Origin of the sequence: Parvibaculum sp., from assembly GCF_049651025.1 — a bacterium.
Lineage (GTDB): Bacteria > Pseudomonadota > Alphaproteobacteria > Parvibaculales > Parvibaculaceae > Parvibaculum.
In genome coordinates, this window is sequence record NZ_JBASBH010000017.1 from 1 (window position 1) to 3,476 (window position 3,476).

Below are 3,476 nucleotides of genomic sequence, written 5' to 3' on the forward strand. Positions count from 1 at the left end.
AAGACCCTCACCCAACCCTCTCCCAGAGGGAGAGGGCTAGAAAGTACGAGCCCGCTCTTCTTGCCCCTCTCCCTCTGGGAGAGGGAGGGACCCGCGCCGAAGGCGTGGGAGGGTGAGGGCCTTCTACCGCCCCAGCTCCCGATCGAGCCGCGCCCACAGCGCCCTGCAATCTACCACAGTGCCCTCGCGCATGGCGCGATCGACCGCCATCACCGTCAACCCCGCAACCATCGCGTCATAGGCGTTCACCGGAAACGCCGCGCCGTCGAGCAGATGCGCGGCGAGGTCGCGGCCCATCGCCGGGTCCATGCCTTCATGCGCGCCCGCGCCCGTTTCAACCGGCACGCTCTCGACCGGGGCGAGGCCCAGCGCGTCGCGCACGGCGATGCGGTCGCTGACAAGATCCGCCTCGATCGCGCCGCCCGTTCCGGCAAACAGCCAGCGGCGCTGCGGCAGGCCCGCATGCGTGTTGGCGTGAAACGACAGCCTCACGCCGTTTTCATATTCGACAATCGCCACCTGATGGTCGGCCACATCGGCATCCGAGCCGAAAGTCTTGTTCGCCGTGTTCCAGCCCGGCCGCCAGACCGAATAGGCCGCCGTGCCGTCGCCATAACGCTGGCCGGAAAGCGCCGCCTCATTTTCCGCCGTGAAGATCGTCCGTCCGCCGAAGCTTGCAACGCGGGCAGGCAGCGCGCCGATGAACATGCGGTAGATGTCGAAGTCGTGGCAGCATTTGTCGAGCAGGAACGAGCCGCCGAATTCCTCGCGCCGTCGCCAGTCGCGCATCAGAAACGCGCCATGCTCGGGATGCAGATGCTCATTGCCCTCCATGCTGATGAGCTGCCCGACGCGGCCCTGCGCCAGAAGCGCGGCCACCGCGCGCGTCAGCGGCGAGGAGCGCATGACGAGGCCGACGAGAACGGAAGTTTCGCCATGCTCGCGCAAGAGCCGCGCAAGCTCCCACGTTTCCTCTTCCGTGCGCACAATGGGCTTTTCGGTGAAGATGCGCACACCCGCCGCAAGCCCGGCCTTGATATGGTCGAGATGCAGATGGTTGGGCGAGCCGATCATGAAGAGATCGGGCTTCGTTTCAGCCAGCATCGTCTCGACGTCGCCGTAGGCGGGCCCTGCGCCGATGCCGCGCTTCGTCAGCGAGGCGAGGCCATAGGGTTCAGGATCGACATGGCCGACAAGGCGCGCGCCCGGCGCCGCCGCCACGAGATGGCGGATCACCACCGAGAGGCGCTGGCCGAGGCCCGCAACCGCAATAGTCAGTTCGCGTCGAGATGTCATGATTGAACTTGCACTGGCGTTGTTTGTTATAAGAGAGCCTAGCTCAAGGCGTCAGCCAATGGGAATGGGCCAAAGGGAGTGGCGGTATGCGGATCGGAATCCTGACCGGCGGCGGCGACGTGCCCGGACTTAATCCCTGCATCAAGGCGGTGACATGGCGTGCAGGCGAACGCGGCTGGGAGGTCGTCGGCTTTCGCCGCGGCTGGCAAGGTCCGCTGCATTACAATCCCGACGATCCCGAAGGCAGCGAACAGCAGTTGATGCGCCTCGACCATGAAAGCGTCCGAACGATCGACCGCACGGGCGGCACCGTCCTTCACACTTCGCGCACCAATCCGCGCAACATGCCCGAAGACGCATTGCCGCAATTTCTGAAAGGCAGGTTCAAGCCCGACGCCAACGGCATGGTCGATTGCACGCCGCATATCCTGCGCGTGATGGAACATCTCGGCATCGACGTCATGGTGACGATAGGGGGCGACGGCACGTTGACCTTCAGCGCCCATCTGCACCGGCAGGGCATGAAGATCATCTCGATCCCCAAGACCATGGACAATGACGTCTTCGGCACCGATTACTGCATCGGCTTTTCCACCGCCGTCTCGCGTTCGGTGGAGCACATAAATTCACTGCGCACATCGACCGGCAGTCACGAGCGCATCGCCGTCGTCGAACTCTTCGGACGCAATTCCGGCGAAACGGCGCTGCTCTCAAGCTACCTCGCCGATGTCGATCGCGCGCTGATCGCCGAAGTGCCCTTCAACATCGACCGCCTCTCGGAGATGCTCGTCGCGGACCGCGCCCGCAATCCGGCCAACTACGCGATGGTCGTTGTGTCCGAAGGCGCGAAGATGGAAGGCGGATCGCTGATCGAGCATGGCGACGCGGACGACTACGGTCGCCGCCGCCTCGGCGGCATCGGCCAACTGGTCGGGCAGGAGATCACGCGAACAACCGGCATCGACACGATCTGCCAGTCGCTCGGCTATCTGATGCGCGCCGGTGCGCCCGATGCGCTCGACCAGATGGTCGCCAAAAGCTGCGGCACGCTGGCCGTGCAGATGATCGCCGACGGCAAGACAGGCGTGATGACGGCGGTGCGCGACGGCAACTACACGACCGTCCCCGCCGACACCTGCATCACAGGCAAGAAGCGCGTCGACGTCGCCGCCTTCTACGACACGGACGCGTACAGGCCCCGCATCGCCCATGTGCGCGGCAAGCCGATGTTCTTGAATTGACGGGGAGGCGAGGGGCGAGCGAAAAACATTCAATCCACTCTCAGTGTCGTCCCGGGACTTGTTCCCGGGACGCATCTTCCTCACGCATTGCGGAGAGCTGTGGACCCCCGGGAATAAATCCCGGGGTGACATCACAGGGTGAAACGAAGCCGCCTCACCGCAACAGCGTCATCATCTTCGTGGCTTCCTCGCCCTCGAGCGTCGTGAAGCCATGTTCCTTGTACAGCGCATGGGCGTCATTCGTGCTCAGCAGCAAGCGATGCACCTTGGCAAGCGCGGGATCGTTGATCACCGTTTCGATGAGCCATTTTCCAAGCCCGCGATCGCGATGCACGGGCAGAACATAAACATCGCTCAGCCATGCAAATCGCGTCACATCGGTGACGACGCGGGCAAATCCCGCCTGCTCGCCATCGGGTGAATACATGCCATAGGCGCGCGAGTTGAGAATGCTTTCCCACAGGTCCGCAGGTGGAACCTCGCTCGCCCAATAGGTCGCGCGCAGCATGCGCAAGATCGACTCCCGATCCAGCTTCGTCTTGTCGGTGTTGATCTCAAAGCCGTGACGCAACCAACTCATTTTACAGACCCGTTGTTAGTGGTTCTTGTTTTTACTTGGCGCCCGCTCGCTGCGCATATTTCCAGGCCTCAAGCGCGAGAGGGCGGACGTTCTGCGCCATGGCCTTGGCGTGTTCGCTCGATGCCGTGCCGTCGCGCACGCGACCGGCAATGCCCTGCAGAATGCCTGCAAGGCGGAAGAAGTTGTAAGCGAAGTAGAAGTCGAGATTGTCGATGCCCGAACGGTTCGTGCGCTCGCAATACATCTTGATGTATTCCTCCAGCGTCGGAATGCCGAGGCTCTTGAGATCGGCGGTGGCAATCGATCCCGTGCCGCCGCCCGTGCCCTGACCCGGCATCACCCATTGCATGCAGCTATAG

Annotated in this window: 3 protein-coding genes and 1 pseudogene; 1 reads left to right on the top strand and 3 read right to left on the bottom strand. The window is 63.2% G+C overall.

The window, feature by feature from the left end:
• Positions 1 to 123: 123 nt before the first annotated feature.
• The gene (locus tag WA943_RS01945) at positions 124 to 1,296 is read right to left on the bottom strand and encodes a Gfo/Idh/MocA family protein (RefSeq protein WP_424468151.1); all 1,173 of its coding nucleotides are present in this window, start codon (positions 1,294 to 1,296) and stop codon (positions 124 to 126) included.
• A gap of 86 nt (positions 1,297 to 1,382) precedes the next feature.
• Here WA943_RS01945 and WA943_RS01950 point away from each other — a divergent pair, with 86 nt between their 5' ends.
• Positions 1,383 to 2,537, top strand: a complete 1,155-nt coding sequence (locus tag WA943_RS01950; protein ID WP_424468152.1) for a 6-phosphofructokinase — start codon at positions 1,383 to 1,385, stop codon at positions 2,535 to 2,537.
• Positions 2,538 to 2,691: 154 nt separating this feature from the next.
• Here WA943_RS01950 and WA943_RS01955 read toward each other — a convergent pair whose 3' ends face one another.
• Positions 2,692 to 3,117: a GNAT family N-acetyltransferase gene (locus WA943_RS01955; protein WP_424468153.1), complete on the bottom strand. Its 426-nt coding sequence runs from the start codon at positions 3,115 to 3,117 to the stop codon at positions 2,692 to 2,694.
• A 31-nt stretch (positions 3,118 to 3,148) separates the two neighbouring features.
• Positions 3,149 to 3,476: pseudogene (locus WA943_RS01960) on the bottom strand (phosphotransferase family protein); the annotation flags it as partial.

What these genes read in the sequence shown, in the direction of transcription:
- WA943_RS01945 (WP_424468151.1), bottom strand. Translation starts at nt 1,296, where the DNA reads ATGACATCTCGACGCGAACTGACTATTGCGGTTGCGGGCCTCGGCCAG.
- WA943_RS01950 (WP_424468152.1), top strand. Translation starts at nt 1,383, where the DNA reads ATGCGGATCGGAATCCTGACCGGCGGCGGCGACGTGCCCGGACTTAAT.
- WA943_RS01955 (WP_424468153.1), bottom strand. Translation starts at nt 3,117, where the DNA reads ATGAGTTGGTTGCGTCACGGCTTTGAGATCAACACCGACAAGACGAAG.